The organism is Kitasatospora sp. NPDC004669, from assembly GCF_040609455.1.
GTDB lineage: Bacteria > Actinomycetota > Actinomycetes > Streptomycetales > Streptomycetaceae > Kitasatospora.
This window is the reverse complement of record NZ_JBEXKB010000025.1, coordinates 96225-116364: the sequence shown is the minus strand read 5'-3', so window position 1 is coordinate 116364 and position 20140 is coordinate 96225. Positions and strand designations below refer to the sequence as shown.

Genomic DNA, 20140 nt, shown 5'->3' with positions numbered 1-20140 from the left:
GCCGATGGTACTGCAGGGGGGACCCTGTGGGAGAGTAGGACGCCGCCGAACAATTATTCAAGGCCGCGGCCCCAGCGATTCGCTGGGGCCGCGGCCTTTTTGTGTTTTGCGAACGTGTATGAGGCCGGTAGGCCGGGACTTCCGCCCAGACGCGGATGCTTCCGGCATGCCGGACAATGGAGATGGTGCGCGGCCAGGAGGCCGGCGCCGATACCGCGTGACGGCACTGGTGTTGCTCGGTCCGCGGTGGAGTTGAAGCAGCAGAAGGAGTCACCAGGATGTCGAACCAGCCCCAGGACCGTCCCGAGCGTCGATCGGACGACGGCCGCGGCTACGAGCCCCGGTCCCGTGGGGGCTGGTCCAACGACCGTGGCGGCCCCCGTCGTGACGACCGTCCGTCGGGCGGCCCCCGTCGTGACGACCGTGACGAGCGTCCGCGTCGTGACGACCGTCCGTACCGCGACCGCGATGACCGTGGTGGCGACCGCGGTGGTTTCCGTCGTGACGACCGTCCCTCGGGCGGCTTCAACCGTGACCGTGGCGATGACCGCGGTGGTTTCCGTCGTGACGACCGTCCGGCCGGTGGTGGTTTCCGTCGTGACGACCGTCCCTCGGGCGGCTTCAACCGTGACCGTGGCGATGACCGCGGTGGTTTCCGTCGTGACGACCGTCCGGCCGGTGGTGGTTTCCGTCGTGACGACCGTCCGTCGGGCGGCCCCCGTCGTGACGACCGTGACGAGCGTCCGCGTCGTGACGACCGTCCGTACCGCGACCGCGATGACCGTGGTGGCGACCGCGGTGGTTTCCGTCGTGACGACCGTCCGGCCGGTGGTGGTTTCCGTCGTGACGACCGTCCCTCGGGCGGCTTCAACCGTGACCGTGGCGATGACCGCGGTGGTTTCCGTCGTGACGACCGTCCGGCCGGTGGCGGCTTCCGTCGCGACGACCGTCCCTCGGGCGGCCCCCGTCGTGACGACCGTGACGAGCGTCCGCGTCGTGACGACCGTCCGTACCGCGACCGCGATGACCGTGGTGGCGACCGCGGTGGTTTCCGCCGTGACGACCGTCCGGCCGGTGGTGGTTTCCGTCGTGACGACCGTCCCTCGGGCGGCTTCAACCGTGACCGTGGCGATGACCGTGGTGGTTTCCGTCGTGACGACCGTCCGGCCGGTGGTGGTTTCCGTCGTGACGACCGTCCCTCGGGCGGCTTCAACCGTGACCGTGGCGATGACCGTGGTGGTTTCCGTCGTGACGACCGTCCGGCCGGTGGCGGCTTCCGCCGGGACGACCGTCCCTCGGGCGGCCCCCGTCGTGACGACCGTGACGAGCGTCAGGGCGGCTTCCGTCGCGACGACCGTCCGGGTGGCTTCCGTCGTGACGACCGTGACGAGCGTCCGCGTCGTGACGACCGTCCGTACCGCGACCGCGATGACCGCGGCGGCTTCCGTCGTGACGACCGTCCGGCCGGTGGCGGCTTCCGCCGCGACGACCGCCCCTCGGGCGGCTTCCGCCGCGACGACCGTGGTGGCGACCGCGGCGGCTTCCGTCGTGACGACCGCGGCGACCGTGGCGGCTTCCGTCGTGACGACCGCCGGGACGACCGGGGCGGCGACCGCGGCGGTCGGGACTACGACGACCGCCGTGGCAACTACGAGCCGGTCAAGCGCCTGCCGATCCCGGAGGACGTCACCGGCTTCGAGCTGGACGCGGATGTGCGCCAGGAGCTCAAGAGCCTGCCCAAGACGCTCGCGGACGACGTCGCCCGCAACCTGGTGATGGTGGCCCGTCTGCTCGACGGCGAGGCGGAGGAGGCCTACCAGTACTCGCGCGTCGCGCTGCGGCTGGCCTCCCGCGTCGCCGCCGTCCGTGAGGCGGCCGGTTTCGCCTCCTACATGACGCAGCGCTACTCGGAGGCACTGACCGAGTTCCGCGCCGCCCGTCGGATGACCGGTCGCGCCGACCTGTGGCCGGTGATGGCCGACTGCGAGCGCGGTCTGGGCCGTCCGGAGCGGGCGCTGGCGATGGCCGGTGAGCCCGAGGTGAAGCAGCTGGACAAGGCCGGCCAGGTCGAGATGCGCCTGGTGGCGGCCGGTGCCCGCAGCGACATGGAGCAGTACGACGCCGCCGTCGTCACCCTGCAGAGCCCGGAGCTGGCCTCCAGCGCCGTGCACCCGTGGACCGCGCGGCTGCGGTACGCCTACGCCGAGGCGCTGATCGCCGCCGGCCGTGGCGACGAGGCCCGCGAGTGGTTCGCCAAGGCCGCCGAGGCCGACACCGACGGTACGACCAACGCCTCCGAGCGCCTGGCCGAGATCGACGGCGTGGAGTTCACCGACGCGCTCGACCCGGAGCTGGCCGAGGACGAGGCCGACCAGGCCGAGGCCCCGGCGAAGAAGCGCGGCGGCGACATCGCCGACGACCGCGTGATCTTCGAGGACGAGGAGGACGTCGAGGAGTACTACGACGAGGACGACCTCGAGATCGACGAGGACTTCGACGGCGTGGTGCCCGAGCGTTCCCAGGATGCCGAGGCCGAGGAAAAGCAGGCCGAGGCCGAGGAAAAGCAGGCCGAGGCCGAGGAAAAGCAGGCCGAGAAGGCCGAGAAGGCCGAGGACAGCAAGGGCGACGCCCAGGGCTGAGCGCCCTGACCTGCCCTGAAACACCGTGAGGCCCTGCCGTTCCCCGAAGGAGCGGCAGGGCCTCACGGCGTCCTGGACCGTCAGCCCAGGGCGAGGTTGCGCAGCACCAGCCCCGTGGCCGGCTTCGGCCCGAAGGAGGTGGACTTGCGCGGCATGGTGACGCCCTGTTCGGCCAGTCGCCGTACCACGCTCTCCCGGACCGGGTGCAGCAGGACGGCGGTACCGCCGGTGCGGGCGGCCTCGCGCTCGGCGGCCGCGGCAGTGTGCAGGTAACCGATGTCGTCCGGGCCGTCGGGGACGTGCCAGGTGCGGTCGAGCAGGGTGGCGTGCAGGACGGTGGCGTCCAGGTGGCGCCACTCCTCGGGCCGGTCGTGCGGCACGGTCGCGTCGAGCAGGGACTCCTCGGGCTCACTGAGCAGCCAGTAGACGCCGGCGCCGCCGGTCAGCACGAACCCGTTGCCGCCGTGCCGCTTCTGCTCGGCGAGTGCCTGGAGCGCGGCGGGCAGCGGGCCGGGGACCTCCTTGACCTTCCACTGGTCGCCGAGCTTCTCCAGCGCGTCGGCCACCGGCAGCCGGTACAGCACCCGGTGGATGGCCCGGACCCGCAGCGGGTAGCGGGCGGTGTCCACCAGGAGCACCATGCCGCGGTCCCAGGGGCTGCGCGGCAGGTGGCGGTGCTCGCGCTGGAGCCGCAGGTACATCTCCCAGCGGTGGTGGCCGTCGGCGATCAGCGCCCGGCAGGTGGCCAGGTCGCGGCCGATCTCGGCGATCTCGGCCGGGTCGGTGACGGCCCACAGGCGGTGGTGGGTGCCGTCGCTGGTGGCGGTGGAGAGCAGCGGCTCGCCCTCGACCGTCCGCTCGAGGACGCCGGAGGCGCCGCCGTTGCCCCGGTAGGTGAGCAGCAGCGGTTCGAGGTTGGCCCGGGTGGTGCGCATCAGGCCGACCCGGTCGGCGACCGGGCGGGGCATGACGTCCTCGTGCGGGAGGACGACGCCGGCCTCGGGCCCGCTCACGGCGAGGGCGCCGATCAGGCCGCGCTGGAGCAGCTCGGGGGAGTCGCCGGTGGCGGGCACCCGTTGCTCGTAGACGTAGATCGCGGGGACCGGGTCGGCGGCGAGCACGCCTTCGCGCTGCCAGGCGGCCAGCAGTCGGGCGGCGTGCCGGTACCTGGTGTCGCGGTCGGGGCGGTCGCCGGCGTCCTCGGGCTCGGGCCGGGGCAGGATCAGCCGGACCACGTTGTGCGGGTCGGCGGTCTCCAGGTCCAGTCGGCGCCCCGGGTCGACGACGTCGTACGGCGGGGACGTCACCGCGGCCAGCGCGCCGACCCGGTCGGGGACGTAGCGCAGTCCTCGGAAGGGGGACAGCGACAGGCCTGCGGTGGCGACGTGCCCGGGATCGCCGGGGCCGCCCTCGGGAGTCTCGACTCCGTCTTCTGCACTGGGTGCGCTCATTCTGGGCATGGTAACCGGGGTAGACGTTGTTGAAAGATCTGAATACCCGTGCCGTCTTGTGGGGCGGGCGAGTGATCGAGGGCGAGGTACGGCATGGACGACCGGCAGGGACGGGCGGACGGCGGCGGCCCGGGGGAGAGCGTGCCGACGGGGGGCATCCCGGCCCAGGGGCGGTCCGGGGAGCCCGCCGGAGACGTGTACGACTGGTTCCGCAGGGGCGCGAAGCTGCTGGCCCAGGGGCATCCGGCGGCCGCCGAGCAGCTGCTCGCCCGGGCGGCGGAGGCCGAGCCGCACTCGCGCAGCATCCGGGAGGCGCTGGCCCGCGCGCAGTTCGACGCCGGTTCGTACGCGGCGGCGCTGGAGAACTTCCGGGCCGTGGCGCTGGCCGATCCGGCGGACGACTACGCTCAGTTCGGGTGGGGCGTCGCGGCGGCCCGGCTGGGCGACTTCGAGACGTCCGCCGAGCACCTGGCGCTGGCCGTGGCGATGCGGCCGGAGACCGACCACTACCGGGAGGCACTGCGGCAGACCCGGGCCACCCTGGCGGCCCGCGCCGGGGCGTTCGGCCCGCTGCTGCCCGGGGTGCCGGCCAGCGGGAAGGTCCGGGGCGGGGGGCCCGGAGCGGGTGCCGGGAAGCAGGCCGGGGGAGAGCCCGAGGGCGTCAACGACGACGCCTGAGCGGGCAGGTACGAGCAGTGCAGTCGGCGAACGCGGTGAACCGCAGTGAACGAGACTGCGATGAACGAGATTGGGCAGGCATGACCGAGACGGCCACCACCATGCGACGGACCGCCCCCGGCGGCAGTGACAGCCCGCTGACCGAGGCGTACGACACCGCGCTGCTGGACCTGGACGGCGTGGTCTACGCCGGCCCGCGCGCGATCGAGCACGCGGTGGACTCGCTGGCGGCCGCCCGTACGGTCGGGATGCGGCTCGCGTACGTGACCAACAACGCCTCCCGCCCGCCGCGGGTGGTGGCGGAGCACCTGACCGAGCTGGGCGTGCCGGCCGAGCCGACGGACGTGATCAACTCGGCCCAGGCGGCCGCCCGGGTGGTCGCCGAGAAGGTGCCGGCCGGGGCGAAGGTGCTGGTCGTGGGTGGTCTGGGGCTGGAGGAGGCGCTCGCCGAGCGTGGGCTGGTCGCGGTCCGCTCGCTGGACGAGAAGCCGCTCGCCGTGGTCCAGGGCTTCGACCCGTCGGTGGGCTGGCCGCAGCTGGCGGAAGCCGCGTACGCGGTGCGCGGCGGGCTGCCGTGGGTGGCCTCGAACACCGACATGACCGTGCCGACGGCGCGCGGGATCGCGCCCGGCAACGGGACGCTGGTCGCGGCGGTCCGGGCGGCGGCCGGGGTGGAGCCGGAGGTGGCGGGCAAGCCGCTGCCGCCGATGCACCGGGAGACGGTGCTGCGGACCGGAGCCCGGCGGCCGCTGGTGGTCGGGGACCGGCTGGACACCGACATCGAGGGCGCGTTCAACGGCGGGGTGGACAGCCTGCTGGTGTTCACCGGCGTGACCACCCCGGCGCAGCTGCTGGCGGCTCCGGTCGAGCACCGGCCGACCTACCTGGCGGCGGACCTGCGCGGCCTGTTGGTCCCGCACCCGGCGGCGACGGCCCGGGACGGCGGCTTCGGCTGCGGCGGCTGGGTCGCCGCGGTCGAGGGCGGCGAGCTGAGGCTGACCGGTACCGGCGACCGCTGGGACGGCCTGCGGGCGCTGTGCGCGGCGGCGTGGACGGCGCTGGACGCGGACGGCGCTCCGGCGGACGGGCGGAAGGCGCTGGCCGAGCTCGGCTTCTGAGACCGGTGGACCGCGGAGCGGTCAGAGCAGGGTGCGCAGCCGCAGCAGGTCGCGGAAGCGGGCCTCCAGCTTCACCCGGCCGCTCGCCCAGGCGGAGGCGAAGTGGAGCTTGCCGCCGACCAGGGCGAGCAGGTCGTCGCTGGCCATGGTGAGCCGGATCTCCGCCTTCCCGGCGGGCGCGCCGGGCGCGGTGACGACGTCGTGGATCCGGCCGTCGCGCAGTTGCCCGGTGAAGGTCAGGTCGAGGTCGGTGATCCGGCAGCTGAGCGAGCGGTCGAGGGCGGCGGCCTTGCGGACGTCGCCGGTGGAGTCGGCCATGTTCCGGCTGAGCTGCTCCAGCGCCTCGCGGCACTCCTCGGCGTTCGCCATGACGGTGGCTCCATCCCCAGGTCACTACGGTGCTCTGACTGCCGGGCCACGGTACCTCAGGAGGGTTTTGGCGGTAGCGTCGTCAGTGGGGTGCCCGGAAACGGCCCGGGTACCGACGGCGACGGAGCGATGCGCGCGTAGGCGCTAAGGAGGCACCCGGATGCTGCCGAGGACGGTGCGGGGAGCGGTGGCGACCGCCGCTGTGGTGGTGGAGGAGGTCGGCAAGCGGGTCGTCGGGACGGCGGCCGCGATCCTGGAGAAGACCGGCGTCGATGTCGCCGAGGTCGAGCGCAAGCTCGGCGGGCAGTTCCCGCCGTCCGCCAAGACGCTGCAGACGCTGGCGGAGGAGGCGGTCACCGCCGGGCGGGCCGGAGTGGACCTGGCGGTCGGGGTGGCGCGCAACGAGGTGGAGAAGGCCTTCGAGAAGGTCGGCGACCAGGTGACCAAGGTCGGCGTGGTGCTGGCGTACCTGGAGAGCAAGCTGCGCGAGGTCGAGGAGGAGCCGGCCGCGGCCGGGCCGAGCCCGTACCCGGCGGCGGAGGAGCCGGCGCCGGCGCCGCGGGCGGACGACCTGTTCGGGCGCGGCTGGGAGTACGAGAACGAGCGCACGGCGGGCGAGCCGATAGTGGCCGAGCGGGTGGAGGTGGACGAGCCGGTCGAGGTCGATCCGCCGGTGCCGCCGACGGCGTTCGCGGTGCCGGCCGCCGAGAAGCCGACTGCCGAGAAGCCGACTGCCGGCGAGTTGGCGGCCGCGAAGGGGACGACGGCGAAGAAGGCCGCCGTGAAGGAGACGACCGCCGGCAAGGCCGGCGCGGCCAAGAAGACCGGCGCGGCGAAGAAGACCACCGTCGCCAAGAAGGCCACGGTCAAGAAGACCGCCGCCGCGAAGCGGACGCAGGCGGACGCGCAGCCCAAGACCCCCGCCAAACGGACGGCGACGAAGAAGACCACCGTCCGCAAGGCGACCAGCACGAAGAAGCCCGATGCCCGAGACGAGTGAACCCGGCCCGGCGGTCGAGCCGCTCGGCGTCGAACTGCTGCCCACCGGACACCCCGGGGTGGACGCCGGGCTGGCCCGGCTGGAGGCCTTGGACGGGGTCCCGGCTGAGGCACACGTCGCGGTGTACGAAGATGTTCACCAGCGGCTCGCCGACACGCTGGCCGCGCTCGACCAGGAATGATCCGCAGGACCCGTAGGAGCTGAAGCACCAGTGGCAGTGGCACGACGCCGACTCGACGCGGAGCTGGTCCGCCGCAAGCTGGCCCGATCGCGTGAGCACGCGTCCGAGCTGATCGCGGCCGGCCGGGTGACCGTCGGCGGCACCACCGCGACCAAGCCGGCCACCCAGGTGGAGACCTCGGCGGCGGTCGTGGTGGCCAAGGACGACAACGACCCCGACTACGTCTCGCGCGGCGGCCACAAGCTCGCCGGGGCGTTCGCGGCCTTCGTGCCGCAGGGCCTGGTGGTCGAGGGCCGCCGGGCGCTGGACGCGGGCGCCTCCACCGGGGGCTTCACCGACGTGCTGCTGCGGGCCGGGGCCGCCCGCGTGCTGGCGGTGGACGTCGGTTACGGGCAGCTCGCCTGGTCGCTGCAGAGCGACGAGCGGGTCACCGTGATGGACCGCACCAATGTGCGCGAGCTGACCCTGGAGACGATCGGCGGCACCCCGGTCGACCTGGTGGTCGGCGATCTGTCCTTCATCTCGCTGGGCCTGGTGCTGCCGGCGCTGGCCGCCTGCGCGGCCGAGGACGCGGACCTGGTGCTGATGGTCAAGCCGCAGTTCGAGATCGGCAAGGAGCGACTGGGCAGCGGCGGGGTGGTGCGCAGCCCGCAGCTGCGCGCCGAGATGGTGCGGCAGGTGGCGGGGCAGGCGTGGGAGCTCGGCCTGGGCGTGCGGGCGGTCACCGCGAGCCCCCTGCCGGGGCCGTCCGGGAACGTCGAGTACTTCCTCTGGATGCGCCGGGACGCCCCGCAGCTGGACCCCGCGGAGGCGGACCGGGCCGTGGCGGAGGGGCCCCGGTAGGGTGCTCTGCGAGCGTCCGGCCCGTCATGCTGTATGGCGCGGCCGCACCGGGCCAAGGGCGACCCGGCAGGCGTAGGGAGAGGGCAGCGGCATGAGCGATGAAGAACGTACGGTCTTCCTGATCGCGCACACCGGCCGGGAGGCGGCGCTGCGCAGCGTCGAGGGCCTGGTGCACGGGCTGCTGAAGGCCGGGCTCCGGATCAGACTGCTGGAGGCCGAGGCGGTGGACCTCGACCTGCCGGACGGGGTCGAGAAGGTGGCCGAGGGGCCCGGGGCGGCGGACGGCTGCGAGCTGATCCTGGTCGCCGGCGGGGACGGGACGCTGCTGCGCGGCGCGGAGTTGGCGCGCTCGCACGGGCTGCCGATGCTGGGGATCAACCTCGGCCGGGTCGGCTTCCTGGCCGAGGCCGAGCGGGACGACCTGGCCGTGGTGGTCGAGCGGGTGGTGGACGCCGACTACGAGGTCGAGGAGCGGATGACGATCGACGTGATCGTCCGCACCAACGGTGATGTGGTCCACGAGGACTGGGCGTTGAACGAGGCGTCCATAGAGAAGGCCTCCCGGGAGCGGATGCTGGAGGTGGTGACCGAGGTGGACGGCCGCCCGGTCTCCAACTTCGGCTGCGACGGGGTGGTCTGCGCGACGCCGACCGGCTCGACCGCGTACGCGTTCTCCGGCGGTGGGCCGGTGGTGTGGCCGGAGGTGGAGGCGCTGCTGATGGTGCCGATCTCCGCGCACGCGCTGTTCGCCCGGCCGCTGGTGACCTCGCCGGACTCGGTGCTGGCGGTCGAGGTACAGCCCAAGACCCCGCACGGGGTGCTCTGGTGCGACGGCCGGCGTTCGGTCGAACTGCCCGCCGGGGCACGGGTGGAGGTGCGCCGGGGGCGGACGCCGGTGCGGCTGGCCAGACTGCACCGGGCGCCGTTCACCGACCGGCTGGTGGCCAAGTTCGCGCTCCCGGTGACGGGTTGGCGCGGACGGTCGAACACCAAGCACTGAAGCGACGACTGGCGGACCGTCAGACCGCCAGCGGCTGAGCCTCGTCGGCCGAGCCGAGCCGGCCGCCCGCCGCCGCGCGGGCGGCCACCGCGGCGAGCCGCTCGACGGCGGCGGGCACCGTCGCGGCGGGCACGGTGACTGGCAGCCGGATGTGGTGCTCGAAGGCGCCGTCAGAGCCGAACCGGTTGCCGGCGGCGATCCGGATCCCGGCCCGCTCCCCGGCCTGGGCCAGCGCAGCGCCGGACAGGCCGTCGGTGGACACCCACAGCGCCAGGCCGCCGGGCGGCATCGGGAAGCTCCAGCCGGGCAGATGCTCGGGCAGCGCGGCGGCGAAGGCGTGGGCGGTGGCCCGCAGCCGGGCCAGCTGGTGGGAGCGGACGGCCCGGAGCGGCTCGCCCAACAGCTCGGCGGCGATCAGCTGGTCGAGCACCGGGGTGCCGACGTCGCTGTAGACCCGCTCGGTGGCCAGCCGGCGCACGAGCGCGGGCGCGGCCCGGACCCAGCCGATCCGCAGGCCGCCCCAGAGCAGCTTGCCGGCCGAGCCGACCGTGACCACCTGGGCGGAGCGGTCCAGCGCCGCCATCGGACGCGGCAGCGGCGTGGACTCCGGCACGCCCCAGCCGAGTTCGACGGTGGTCTCGTCCACCAGCACCACGCTCCCGGCGGCCCGGGCGGCGGCCAGCAGCTCGCGGCGCTGCTCCTCGCCGATCAGCGCGCCGGTCGGGTTGTGGAAGTCCGGGATGACGTACGCGACCCTGGGCGCGGCACCGCGCAGCACCCGCTGCCACTCCTCCAGGTCCCACAGTGACTCGCCGGCTCGCCTCCGGGACTGCGGATCCCAGCTGTACGGCACGGGCACCAGGCGCGCCCCGGTGAGGCGCAGCGCCTGCAGGGTGTGGGCGTAGCTGGGCGCCTCGACGGCGACCCGGTCGCCGCGGCCGATCAGCACCCGCTGGACCAGGTGCAGGCCGCCCATCGCGCCGGTGGTGATGAGGATCTGGTCGGGAGTGGTGGGCAGGCCGCGCTCGGTGTAGCGGCGGGCGACGGCCTCGCGCAGCACCGGGACGCCGGTGGGGTAGTGGCCGTGCCCGGCGGCGTAGTGCGGCAGCAGCTCGACGGCCCGGGCGGCGGCCTGCCCGAGCCAGGGCTGCGGGGCGGGCAGGGCGGCGACGCCGAGGTCCAGGGTGCTGCCCTGCTCGTCCGGCGGGACGGGGTGCAGCGCGTCGCTGGGCGGCGGGGCGCCCTCGGGCAGGGCGGTCCAGCTGCCGGCTCCGCGCCGACTGAGCAGGTAGCCGTCGCCGCGCAGGGTCTCGTACGCGGTGGCGACGGTGGTGCGGCTGAGTTCCAGGGCGGAGGCGAGTTCGCGTTCGGCGGGCAGCCGGGCGCCGACCGGCAGCCGGCCCTCGGTGACCAGCAGCCGGATCTGCCCGGCCAGGGTGCGGTAGGCGGGGCGGCGCGAGGTGGCCGGTTCGGGGAGCCGGGCGGTGGCGAGCAGCCGGGCCAGTGCGGGCGGGGTGACGGTGGTGTGCCAGTCGGCCATGGCGCTCATGCGCCCACCTCGCTTCGCTCGGCAGGCGCTTCGCGCAACCCGCACCTCTTTGGTGATGAGCTCGCTTCGCTCGCTCAGCAGTCCACTTGCTCGGAATTGGCCCTGTCGGGGGCTCGTTTGGCCTGTTCATCATGGCAGCGCGGCCGTTGCGCCGCCACCACCGGGGGCCGCCCCGGGGTGCGGCACCACCCGCAGGAGCAGCATTGGCCACCCCGACCCCGACCACGACCCCGCCCGCCCCCGCGCCGACCCGGCCGAGCCTCGCCGTCCGGATCCTCGGCGACACCCATGCGCTGGGCCGCCGGCTCCCGCAGCTCGTCGTCGGCCTGGGCCTGTACGGCGCGAGCATGGCGCTGATGCTCCGCTCCGGGCTCGGCCTGGACCCTTGGGACGTCTTCCACCAGGGCCTGCAGCGGGTGCTCGGCCTCACCGTGGGCGCCTGGGTGACCATCTGCGGAGCCCTGGTGCTGCTGCTGTGGATACCGCTGCGCCAGCGCCCGGGCCTGGGCACCGTCGCCAATGTGCTGATGATCGGCGCGGCCATGGACCTCACCCTGAAGCTGGTCTCCGGCCCCGAGGGCCTGTCCGCCCGGATCGCGCTGATGGCCACCGCCATCGTGCTCAACGGCCTGGCCTCCGGCCTCTACATCGGCGCCCGCTTCGGCCCCGGCCCGCGCGACGGCCTGATGACCGGCCTGCACCGCCGCACCGGGCGTTCGCTGCGGCTGGTCCGCACCGGCATCGAGGTCATCGTGCTGGCGGCCGGCGTCCTGCTCGGCGGCACCGCCGGGGTCGGCACGGTCGCGTACGCGCTGGCCATCGGCCCGCTGGTACAGCTGTTCCTACCCTGGTGCACCGCGCCGGGCCTTGGGATGAGCCCGGCGCAAACGTCCCGGAAGGGATGAACTTCCGGGCGTGGAGTTGCCGCGCGCCGTTGCCGCTCGTCGCGCTCCGGGGGTGGAACCTCGTAAGGTCGTCTCCGTGTTGGACGAGATGCGGATACGGGATCTTGGGGTCATCGACGACGCGGTGGTCGAGCTGGCCCCCGGCTTCACCGCCGTGACCGGTGAGACCGGCGCAGGCAAGACCATGGTCGTGACCAGCCTCGGCCTGCTGCTCGGCGGCCGCGCCGACCCGGGCCTGGTGCGCAACGGCTCCGGCCGTGCCGTCGTGGAGGGCCGGCTGGAACTGCCCACCGACTCCCCGGTGGCGGCCCGTGCCGTCGAGGCCGGGGCGGAACTGGACGACGGCGCCCTGCTGGTCAGCCGGACCGTCTCCGCCGAGGGCCGTTCCCGGGCCTACGTCGGCGGGCGGGCCGTCCCGGTCGGGCTGCTCGCCGAGATCGGCGAGGACCTGATCGCGGTGCACGGACAGACCGACCAGCAGCGGCTGCTGCGCCCGGCCCGCCAGCGCGGCGCGCTGGACCGCTACGCGGGCGAGGCGGTGGCCGAGCCGCTGGCCCGCTACCGGGAGACCTACCGCGCCCTGCGCGAGGTCTCGGCCACCCTGGAGGAGCTGACCACCCGGGCCCGCGAGCGCGCCCAGGAGGCCGACCTGCTGCGCTTCGGCCTGGACGAGATCGCCGCCGCCGAGCCGGTGGCCGGGGAGGACGTCGAGTTGGCCGCGGAGGCCGAGCGGCTCGGCCACGCCGACGCGCTGTCCTCCGCCGCGACCCTCGCCCACGCCGTCCTGGCCGGCGACCCGGCCGACCCGGAGGCGCTGGACGCGGGCACTCTGCTCGCCCAGTCCCGCCGCGCCCTGGACGCCGTGCGCCACCATGACGAGCGGTTGGCCGCCCTGGCCGACCGCCTGAACGAGGTCGGCTACCTGCTGGCCGATGTGGCCGGGGACCTGGCCGGCTACGCCGACGACCTGGACGCCGACCCGGTGCGCCTGGCCTCCGTCGAGGACCGGCGGGCCGTGCTGGCCCAGCTGCTGCGCAAGTACGGCGGCGAGGAGAACACCCTCGCCGAGGTGATCGCCTGGGCCGAGGTCGGGTCCGTCCGGCTCGCCGAACTCGACGGCGACGACGACCGGATCGACCAGCTCGGCGCCCAGGAGACCGAGCTACGGGCCGAGTTGGCCGAACTCGCGGCCGAGGTGTCGACCGCCCGGCAGGCCGCCGCCGGCCGCTTCGCCGCGGCCGTCTCCGCCGAACTCGCCGAACTGGCCATGCCGCACGCCCGGGTGACCTTCTCGATCACCCAGGTCGACGACCTGGCCGGGATCGAGGTCGACGGCCGCACCGTCGCGTACGGGCCGCACGGCGTGGACGAGGTCGAGGTGCTGCTCGCCCCGCACCCGGGCGCCCAGCCGCGCCCGATCGCCAAGGGCGCCTCGGGCGGTGAGCTGTCCCGTGTGATGCTCGCCGTCGAGGTGGTCTTCGCGGGCGCCGACCCCGTCCCCACCTACCTGTTCGACGAGGTGGACGCGGGCGTCGGCGGTAAGGCCGCGGTCGAGATCGGTCGCCGACTGGCCAAACTGGCCGAAACCGCCCAGGTCGTGGTGGTTACCCACCTCCCGCAGGTCGCCGCCTTCGCGGACCGGCACCTGGTGGTGGAGAAGACCAACGACGGCACCGTGACCCGCTCCGGCGTCAAGGTGCTGAACGACGAGGAGCGGGTGCGCGAACTCTCCCGGATGCTGGCCGGCCTGGAGGACTCGGAGCTGGGCCGCGCCCACGCCGAGGAGCTGCTGGCGACCGCCCGGGCCCCGCGCCAGCGTTAGGGCCCGCCGGTGGGTTTTGTCGGATCAGCCCCGGCAAGGACCCGCCGGGCAGGCCCTGGGGCCCCTCCGCCGGGTCCGGCGGCCCTCACGCCACGACGACGCGCCCCCGTGGCGCCGACTGTCCAAGAGGGCCGCCGACCTGGCATGGTGGCGGCTGGACACTGGCTTTCCAGTCCCGAGCGCCGCCGGGCGGGCAACCCTCGCGAAGCGGCGCGCGAACCTGATCGAGTCGGATGCGAGACGACGTGGACCATTCCGCCGCCCGGGCCACCGCGGCCGCCCCGGAACCGGGGCAGCTGCACGTGGTACTCGTCCTGGCCGCCAGCACCGGCGGCATCGGTGCGCACGTGCGCTCCCTGGCCCAGGGCCTGGTCGCGCACGGGGTGATCGTCACGGTCTGCGCGCCGGCCGGCACGGACGCGCTGTTCGGTTTCTCCCGCACCGGCGCCCGGTTCCACACCGTCGACATCACCCCCACCGCGGGCGCCCGCAGCGACGCCACCGCGATCGGCGAGCTGCGCAGGGCCTTCACCGGCGCCGACGTGGTGCACGCCCACGGACTGCGCGCCGGGCTGCTCTCCGACCTCGCGCTGCGCACCGCCGGCCGCTTCCCGGGCCTGCGCCCGGAGACCCCGCTGGTGGTCACCTCGCACCACGCGCTGCTGGCCACCGGCATGGAGCGCCGCCTGCAGCGGCTGATGGAGCGCCGGGTGGCGCGCGCGGCCGACCTCGTCCTCGGCGCCTCCTCCGACCTGGTCGCCCGGGCCCGCGAACTGGGCGCCACCGACGCCCGGCTGGGCCCGGTGGCCGCCCCGCCGATGCCCGAGGGCCGGCTCGGCCGCCCCGAGGCGCGCGCCGCGCTGCTCGGCGACGGCCCGGACCGCCCGCTGGTGCTGGCGGTCGGCCGGCTCGTCCCGCAGAAGGCCTTCGGGGTGCTGCTGGACGCCACCCGGGAGCTGTCCGCGCTGGACCCGGAGCCGTTGGTGCTGCTCGCCGGGGACGGCCCGGAGGCGGGCCCGCTGCGCGAGCGGGTGGCGGCCGAGAAGCTGCCGGTGCGCCTGCTCGGCTACCGCACCGATGTGCCCGACCTGTTGGCCGCCGCCGACGTGGTGGTGGTCTCCAGCCGCTGGGAGGCCCGTTCGCTGGTGGTCCAGGAGGCGATGCGGGCCGGAGTGCCGGTGGTCGCCACCGCCGTCGGCGGCATCCCCGAACTGGTCGGCGACGCCGCCGTGCTGGTGCCCCCGGGCGATCCGGCGGCGATCGGACGGGCGGTGCGCGAACTACTGGCCGACCCCGCCGGCCGCGAGCAGCTGGTGGCGGCCGGCCGGCAGCAGGCCGAGACCTGGCCGGACGAGGCCGCCACCGTCGCCCAGGTGCTCAGCACCTACGACGAGTTGGTGCAGCGGCCCTAGGCGTGCCCTAGACGGTCGCCTGTTCGACCCGGTCGGCGGCCGGGCCGTCCGGCTGGGCCGACAGGTAGGCGGCGCCGCAGGCGGTCAGCCGCAGCGCGGTGTCGATCAGCGGGACGTGGCTGAAGGCCTGCGGGAAGTTGCCGACCTGGCGCTTGAGCCGTGGGTCCCACTCCTCGGCGAGCAGCCCGAGGTCGTTGCGCAGCGACAGCAGCCGGTCGAACAGCTCGCGGGCCTCCTGCACCCGGCCGATCATGGCCAGGTCGTCGGCCAGCCAGAACGAGCAGGCCAGGAAGGCGCCTTCGTGGCCGGACAGGCCGTCCACGTTGTTCCCCGCCTCGTCGTGGGTCGGGTAGCGCAGCACGAAGCCGTCCTCGGTGGACAGTTCGCGCTGGATGGCCTCGATGGTGCCGATCACCCGCTTGTCGTCCGGCGGCAGGAAGCCCACCTGCGGGATGAGCAGCAGCGAGGCATCGAGCTCCTGGCCGCCGTAGTACTGGGTGAAGGTGTTGCGCTCGGGGTCGTAGCCCTTCTCGCAGACGTCCCGGTGGATGGTCTCGCGCAGTTCGCGCCAGCGCTCCAGGTGGCCGTCGGAGGGGGCGTCCTCGGGGGTCTGCTCCAGCAGCTTGATGGTGCGGTCGACGGCGACCCAGACCATCACCTTGGAGTGGACGAAGTGCCGGCGCGGCCCGCGGACCTCCCAGATGCCCTCGTCCGGGTTCTGCCAGTGGTCCGCCAGGTAGTCGATCAGGCGCAGCTGGAGGTGGTGGGCGTGGTCGTTGCGGACCAGACCGGTCATGTGGGCCAGGTGCAGGGCCTCCACCACCTCGCCGTAGACGTCGAGCTGGAGCTGACCGGCGGCGCCGTTGCCGACCCGGACGGGCTGGGAACCCTCGTAGCCGGGCAGCCAGTCCAACGAGGACTCGGTGAGCTCGCGCTCGCCCGCGATGCCGTACATGATCTGCAGGTTCTCCGGGTCGCCGGCGACCGCGCGCAGCAGCCACTCGCGCCAGGCGCGGGCCTCCTCGCGGTAGCCGGTGCGCAGCAGCGAGGAGAGGGTGATCGCGGCGTCGCGCAGCCAGGTGTAGCGGTAGTCCCAGTTGCGCTCGCCGCCGATGTCCTCCGGCAGGGAGGTGGTGGGGGCGGCGACGATGCCGCCGGTGGGGGCGTAGGTGAGGCCCTTGAGGGTGATCAGCGAGCGGATCACGGCCTCGCGGTAGGGGCCCTGGTAGGTGCACTGGTCGGCCCACTCGTGCCAGAAGTCGGTGGTGGCGTCGAGCATCGCCTGGGCGTCCGGGACGGCGGGCGGGTCCAGGTGGGAGGCCTGCCAGGTGAGGGCGAAGGCGATCCGCTCGCCGGCGTTGACGGTGAAGTCGGCGTAGGTGGTGAGATTGCGCCCGTAGGTCTCGGCCTCGCCGTCCAGCCAGACCGAGTCGGGCCCGGCGACGGCGACGGTGCGGTGGCCGCCGTCGGCCTGCTCGACCCGGTGCACCCACGGGACGATCCGGCCGTAGGAGAAGCGCATCCGCAGCGCCGAGCGCATCCGCACGGTGCCGGCCACGCCCTCGACGATCCGGATCACCTGGGGGACGGCGTCGCGGCCGGCCAGCGGGCGGGGCGGCATGAAGTCGATCACCCGGACGGTCCCGCCCTGGGCGTCCCACTCCTGCTCCAGGACCAGCGAGTCGCCCCGGTAGCGGCGCCGGTCGGCGGGCAGGGCGGGGGCGGACGCGGTGGGCGGGGGGACGCGCAGGTCGGCGGTGTCGGTGGGGCGGGCCCGGCCCGCGGCCGTGACGGGAACGGGGACCTCGGTCACGACGGCTTCGACCGGGCCGATCCGCCAGAAGCCGTGTTCGTCGGTGCCGAGCAGGCCGGCGAACACGGCCGGCGAGTCGAAGCGGGGAAGACAGAGCCAGTCCACCGCCCCGTCCCTGCTGACCAGGGCGGCGGTCTGCATGTCCCCGATGAGTGCGTAGTCCTCGATACGGCCGGCCACGTGGATCTCCAGTTCGCAATGTGGTCAGGGCATCGGCGAACGAGGGAGCGAGCGGTCTGCGGGGCCGGGGGTCCATCCCGGGACGTCCGGTCCGCCGGGGGTGGTGGCGGGCCTTGCTGGAGTGTCCGCGCGGAGCTCGGTCGAGCCCCTGAGGTGGGTGGGGAGGAGCTGAAATACGGGGAGGTCCGGTCGCGCATCGGGGACCGGGAGTGTCCTGACCTCCCACGCCCTCCGCGTGCTCGTGCTGTCGGCGATGCGTCCGTGCAGCTTACGACGGACGAAAGGGGCGAAGCACGCGGACGCAGCCTCGTGTGGCGCCGCAATTCGGCGGAAATGCCGTGCATCGCGTGGGCCCGGCGCAGGATGGTCCGGAAGGATCACCTCCGGGTGGTCGTAACGGAGGGGCTGGCATGGCCCGGACGGAGACCGCGGGCTGGCCCGGTCCGGCCGGTGGTGCGACCGGTGTGACTCGTGCGGCGTATGGTGCGCCGGTGGTGCGCCCGGCGCACGCCCCCGGAGCGCCGCGCGCGGGCCGAAGGGCGTCCCGGTCAGGTCACTGATACCCTGGTATCCCGTGGACCGGCGGGATCAAACGTCCCGGACCAGCCGAACCGACGACCCTTCGAGCGCCGAGCACCTGTCGGCCTCCCGTCGCCCGGCGAGCCGTGAGCCTCCCGCCCACGTCACTTTCGACACGCGACCCACGGGAGCCCCCTCTTGGCACAGCCCCATTCCGGCAAGGCAACGAACGGCCGCGCCGTGACGACCAAGCACCTCTTCGTCACCGGGGGTGTCGCCTCTTCGCTCGGCAAGGGGCTCACCGCCTCCAGCCTCGGCGCGCTGCTCAAGGCCCGCGGCCTGCGCGTGACGATGCAGAAGCTCGACCCGTACCTCAACGTGGACCCGGGCACCATGAACCCGTTCCAGCACGGTGAGGTCTTCGTCACCGACGACGGCGCCGAGACGGACCTGGACATCGGCCACTACGAGCGGTTCCTGGACACCAACCTGCACGGCTCGGCGAACGTCACCACCGGCCAGGTGTACTCGACCGTCATCGCCAAGGAGCGTCGCGGCGAGTACCTGGGCGACACCGTCCAGGTCATCCCGCACATCACCAACGAGATCAAGTCCCGGATCCGCCGGATGGCGACCGAGGACGTCGACGTGGTGATCACCGAGGTCGGCGGCACCGTCGGCGACATCGAGTCGCTCCCGTTCCTGGAGGCCGTCCGCCAGGTCCGCCACGAGGTCGGCCGGGACAACGTGTTCTTCGTGCACGTCTCCCTGCTGCCGTACATCGGCCCCTCGGGCGAGCTGAAGACCAAGCCCACCCAGCACTCCGTCGCCGCCCTGCGCAACATCGGCATCCAGCCGGACGCCATCGTGCTGCGCGCCGACCGCGAGGTCCCGCAGGCGATCAAGCGCAAGATCTCGATGATGTGCGACGTGGACGAGGAGGCCGTGGTCGCGGCCATCGACGCCAAGTCGATCTACGACATCCCCAAGGTGCTGCACGGCGAGGGCCTGGACGCCTACGTGGTGCGCCGCCTCGACCTGCCGTTCCGCGACGTGGACTGGACCACCTGGGACGACCTGCTGCGCCGCGTCCACGAGCCGCAGCACATCGTCAAGGTTGCCCTGGTCGGCAAGTACATCGACCTGCCGGACGCCTACCTGTCGGTGACCGAGGCGCTGCGCGCCGGCGGCTTCGCCAACAACGCCCGGGTCGAGATCAAGTGGGTCACCTCGGACGACTGCGAGACCCCCGAGGGCGCCCGGGCGCAGCTCGGCGACGTGGACGCGATCTGCATCCCCGGCGGCTTCGGCGACCGCGGCGTCAACGGCAAGGTCGGCGCGATCACCTACGCCCGCGAGAACAAGATCCCGCTGCTGGGCCTGTGCCTGGGCCTGCAGTGCGTGGTCATCGAGGCGGCCCGCAACCTGGCCGGCCTGCCCGAGGCCAACTCCACCGAGTTCGACGCCGCCGCCAAGCACCCGGTCATCTCCACCATGGCCGAGCAGCTGGCCATCGTCGACGGCAAGGGCGACCTGGGCGGCACCATGCGCCTGGGCCTGTACCCGGCCAAGCTCGCCGAGGGCTCGATCGTCCGCGAGGTCTACGGCGGCGAGCAGTACGTCGAGGAGCGCCACCGCCACCGCTACGAGGTCAACAACGCCTACCGCGCGGACCTGGAGAAGACCGGCCTGCAGTTCTCCGGCCTCTCGCCCAAGGGCGACCTGGTCGAGTACGTCGAGTACCCGCGCGAGGTGCACCCGTACCTGGTGGCCACCCAGGCCCACCCGGAGCTGAAGTCCCGCCCGACCCGCCCGCACCCGCTGTTCGCGGGCCTGGTCAGGGCCGCCATCGACATCAAGACCGCGGCCTCCGAGTAATCCCCGGTCGTTCACCGGACGGCGGCCCCGCGATTCCCGCGGGGCCGCCGTTCGGCGTTAGATTGTGTCGTACTGACGAAAAGGGGTAGAGCGATGGACGAGCAGAGCGACCAGGGGATCGCCGACGTGGCCGAGGAGTGGGAGGTCCGGGGCGGCGAGACGCCGTTCCAGGGCAAGGTCACCGGTGTGCGCAGCGAGGAGGTCCGGATGCCCGACGGCAGCTGGGCCCGCCGCGACTACCAGACCCACCCCGGCTCGGTCTCGGTGCTCGCCCTGGACGACAAGCAGCGGGTGCTGGTCCTGCGCCAGTACCGCCACCCGGTGCGCCAGCGGCTGTGGGAGCTGCCGGCCGGCCTGCTCGACGTGCCCGGCGAGAACCCGTGGCACGCCGCGCAGCGCGAGCTGTACGAGGAGGCGCACTGCAAGGCCGACACCTGGCGGATCCTCGCCGACTACTACACCTCCCCGGGCGGCACCGACGAGGCGCTGCGGATGTTCCTGGCCACCGACCTGTCGACCGCCGAGGGCGAGCGCTACGAGGCCGAGGGCGAGGAGCAGGAGATCGAGGTCGCCTGGGTAGCGGTGCCCGAGCTGATCCGGCTGATCCATGCCGGGCAGCTGCACAACCCGACCCTGATCACCGGCACCCTCGCCGTGCACGCCGCGCTCACCGGCCCGGACGGCCTGGACGGGCTGCGCCGGCCGGACTCGCCGTGGCCGGCCCGACCCTTCGAGGCGTGAGCGCGCCTCATGGGGCGGGCGCCCTTCCAGGCGTGGGCGGAC

16 protein-coding genes and 1 pseudogene are annotated in these 20140 nt (G+C 73.9%); 13 read left to right on the top strand and 4 right to left on the bottom strand.

Annotated elements, in window-relative coordinates; translation table 11 throughout:
* Positions 1-389 precede the first annotated feature (389 nt).
* A pseudogene (locus tag ABZW30_RS21985) lies at positions 390-1271 on the top strand (hypothetical protein); the annotation flags it as partial.
* Positions 1272-1712: 441 nt separating this feature from the next.
* Positions 1713-2639, top strand: a complete 927-nt coding sequence (locus tag ABZW30_RS21980; RefSeq protein ID WP_355672834.1) for a tetratricopeptide repeat protein — start codon at positions 1713-1715, stop codon at positions 2637-2639.
* An 80-nt stretch (positions 2640-2719) separates the two neighbouring features.
* On the opposite strand, the gene ABZW30_RS21975 is transcribed toward ABZW30_RS21980, so the two are convergent.
* Positions 2720-4090 (bottom strand): DUF1015 domain-containing protein, encoded by a 1371-nt coding sequence (locus ABZW30_RS21975; protein ID WP_355672825.1) that lies wholly within the window; start codon positions 4088-4090, stop codon positions 2720-2722.
* Between the two features lie 93 nt (positions 4091-4183).
* Between ABZW30_RS21975 and ABZW30_RS21970 the strand changes: the two genes are divergently transcribed.
* Together ABZW30_RS21970 and ABZW30_RS21965 are read left to right on the top strand one after the other, a co-directional pair.
* Positions 4184-4768 (top strand): tetratricopeptide repeat protein, encoded by a 585-nt coding sequence (locus ABZW30_RS21970; protein ID WP_355672824.1) that lies wholly within the window; start codon positions 4184-4186, stop codon positions 4766-4768.
* 80 nt (positions 4769-4848) lie between these two features.
* A complete protein-coding gene (locus ABZW30_RS21965) occupies positions 4849-5886 on the top strand; it encodes an HAD-IIA family hydrolase (protein WP_355672823.1) in 1038 nt (345 codons plus the stop codon).
* 21 nt (positions 5887-5907) lie between these two features.
* Here ABZW30_RS21965 and ABZW30_RS21960 read toward each other — a convergent pair whose 3' ends face one another.
* Positions 5908-6255, bottom strand: a complete 348-nt coding sequence (locus tag ABZW30_RS21960; protein ID WP_355672822.1) for an SCP2 sterol-binding domain-containing protein — start codon at positions 6253-6255, stop codon at positions 5908-5910.
* Between the two features lie 160 nt (positions 6256-6415).
* On the opposite strand from ABZW30_RS21960, the gene ABZW30_RS21955 reads away from it, so the two are divergent.
* The 4 genes from ABZW30_RS21955 (at position 6416) to ABZW30_RS21940 (ending at position 9279) form a co-directional block, all read left to right on the top strand.
* Entirely contained in the window at positions 6416-7255 is an 840-nt protein-coding gene (locus ABZW30_RS21955) for a hypothetical protein (protein WP_355672821.1), read from the top strand.
* Complete coding sequence (locus ABZW30_RS21950) at positions 7239-7436, top strand: hypothetical protein (protein ID WP_355672820.1); 198 nt, start codon at positions 7239-7241, stop codon at positions 7434-7436. The genes ABZW30_RS21955 and ABZW30_RS21950 overlap by 17 nt, the downstream gene beginning before the upstream one ends.
* Before the next feature lie 36 nt (positions 7437-7472).
* Positions 7473-8279: a TlyA family RNA methyltransferase gene (locus ABZW30_RS21945; RefSeq protein ID WP_355672833.1), complete on the top strand. Its 807-nt coding sequence runs from the start codon at positions 7473-7475 to the stop codon at positions 8277-8279.
* 91 nt (positions 8280-8370) lie between these two features.
* Entirely contained in the window at positions 8371-9279 is a 909-nt protein-coding gene (locus tag ABZW30_RS21940) for an NAD kinase (RefSeq protein WP_355672819.1), read from the top strand.
* Positions 9280-9298: 19 nt separating this feature from the next.
* On the opposite strand, the gene ABZW30_RS21935 is transcribed toward ABZW30_RS21940, so the two are convergent.
* Positions 9299-10819 carry a PLP-dependent aminotransferase family protein gene (locus ABZW30_RS21935; RefSeq protein ID WP_355672832.1) on the bottom strand — a complete coding sequence of 507 codons (1521 nt, stop codon included), beginning with the start codon at positions 10817-10819 and terminating at the stop codon, positions 9299-9301.
* A 281-nt stretch (positions 10820-11100) separates the two neighbouring features.
* Here ABZW30_RS21935 and ABZW30_RS21930 point away from each other — a divergent pair, with 281 nt between their 5' ends.
* The 3 genes from ABZW30_RS21930 to ABZW30_RS21920 all read left to right on the top strand — a co-directional run bounded on the left by ABZW30_RS21930 (position 11101) and on the right by ABZW30_RS21920 (position 14967).
* Positions 11101-11733, top strand: a complete 633-nt coding sequence (locus tag ABZW30_RS21930; protein WP_355672831.1) for a hypothetical protein — start codon at positions 11101-11103, stop codon at positions 11731-11733.
* An 88-nt stretch (positions 11734-11821) separates the two neighbouring features.
* The gene (gene recN, locus ABZW30_RS21925; RefSeq protein WP_355672830.1) at positions 11822-13555 is read left to right on the top strand and encodes a DNA repair protein RecN; all 1734 of its coding nucleotides are present in this window, start codon (positions 11822-11824) and stop codon (positions 13553-13555) included.
* Between the two features lie 233 nt (positions 13556-13788).
* Positions 13789-14967: a glycosyltransferase family 4 protein gene (locus tag ABZW30_RS21920; RefSeq protein WP_355672818.1), complete on the top strand. Its 1179-nt coding sequence runs from the start codon at positions 13789-13791 to the stop codon at positions 14965-14967.
* Between the two features lie 7 nt (positions 14968-14974).
* Here ABZW30_RS21920 and ABZW30_RS21915 read toward each other — a convergent pair whose 3' ends face one another.
* Positions 14975-16960, bottom strand: coding sequence for a glycoside hydrolase family 15 protein (locus tag ABZW30_RS21915; RefSeq protein WP_355672817.1), 1986 nt, complete (start codon positions 16958-16960; stop codon positions 14975-14977).
* A 717-nt stretch (positions 16961-17677) separates the two neighbouring features.
* Here ABZW30_RS21915 and ABZW30_RS21910 point away from each other — a divergent pair.
* Together ABZW30_RS21910 and ABZW30_RS21905 are read left to right on the top strand one after the other, a co-directional pair.
* The gene (locus tag ABZW30_RS21910; protein ID WP_355672816.1) at positions 17678-19357 is read left to right on the top strand and encodes a CTP synthase; all 1680 of its coding nucleotides are present in this window, start codon (positions 17678-17680) and stop codon (positions 19355-19357) included.
* Between the two features lie 93 nt (positions 19358-19450).
* On the top strand, positions 19451-20098 hold the full coding sequence (locus ABZW30_RS21905) for an NUDIX hydrolase (RefSeq protein WP_355672815.1): 648 nt from the start codon (positions 19451-19453) through the stop codon (positions 20096-20098).
* Positions 20099-20140: the final 42 nt, after the last annotated feature.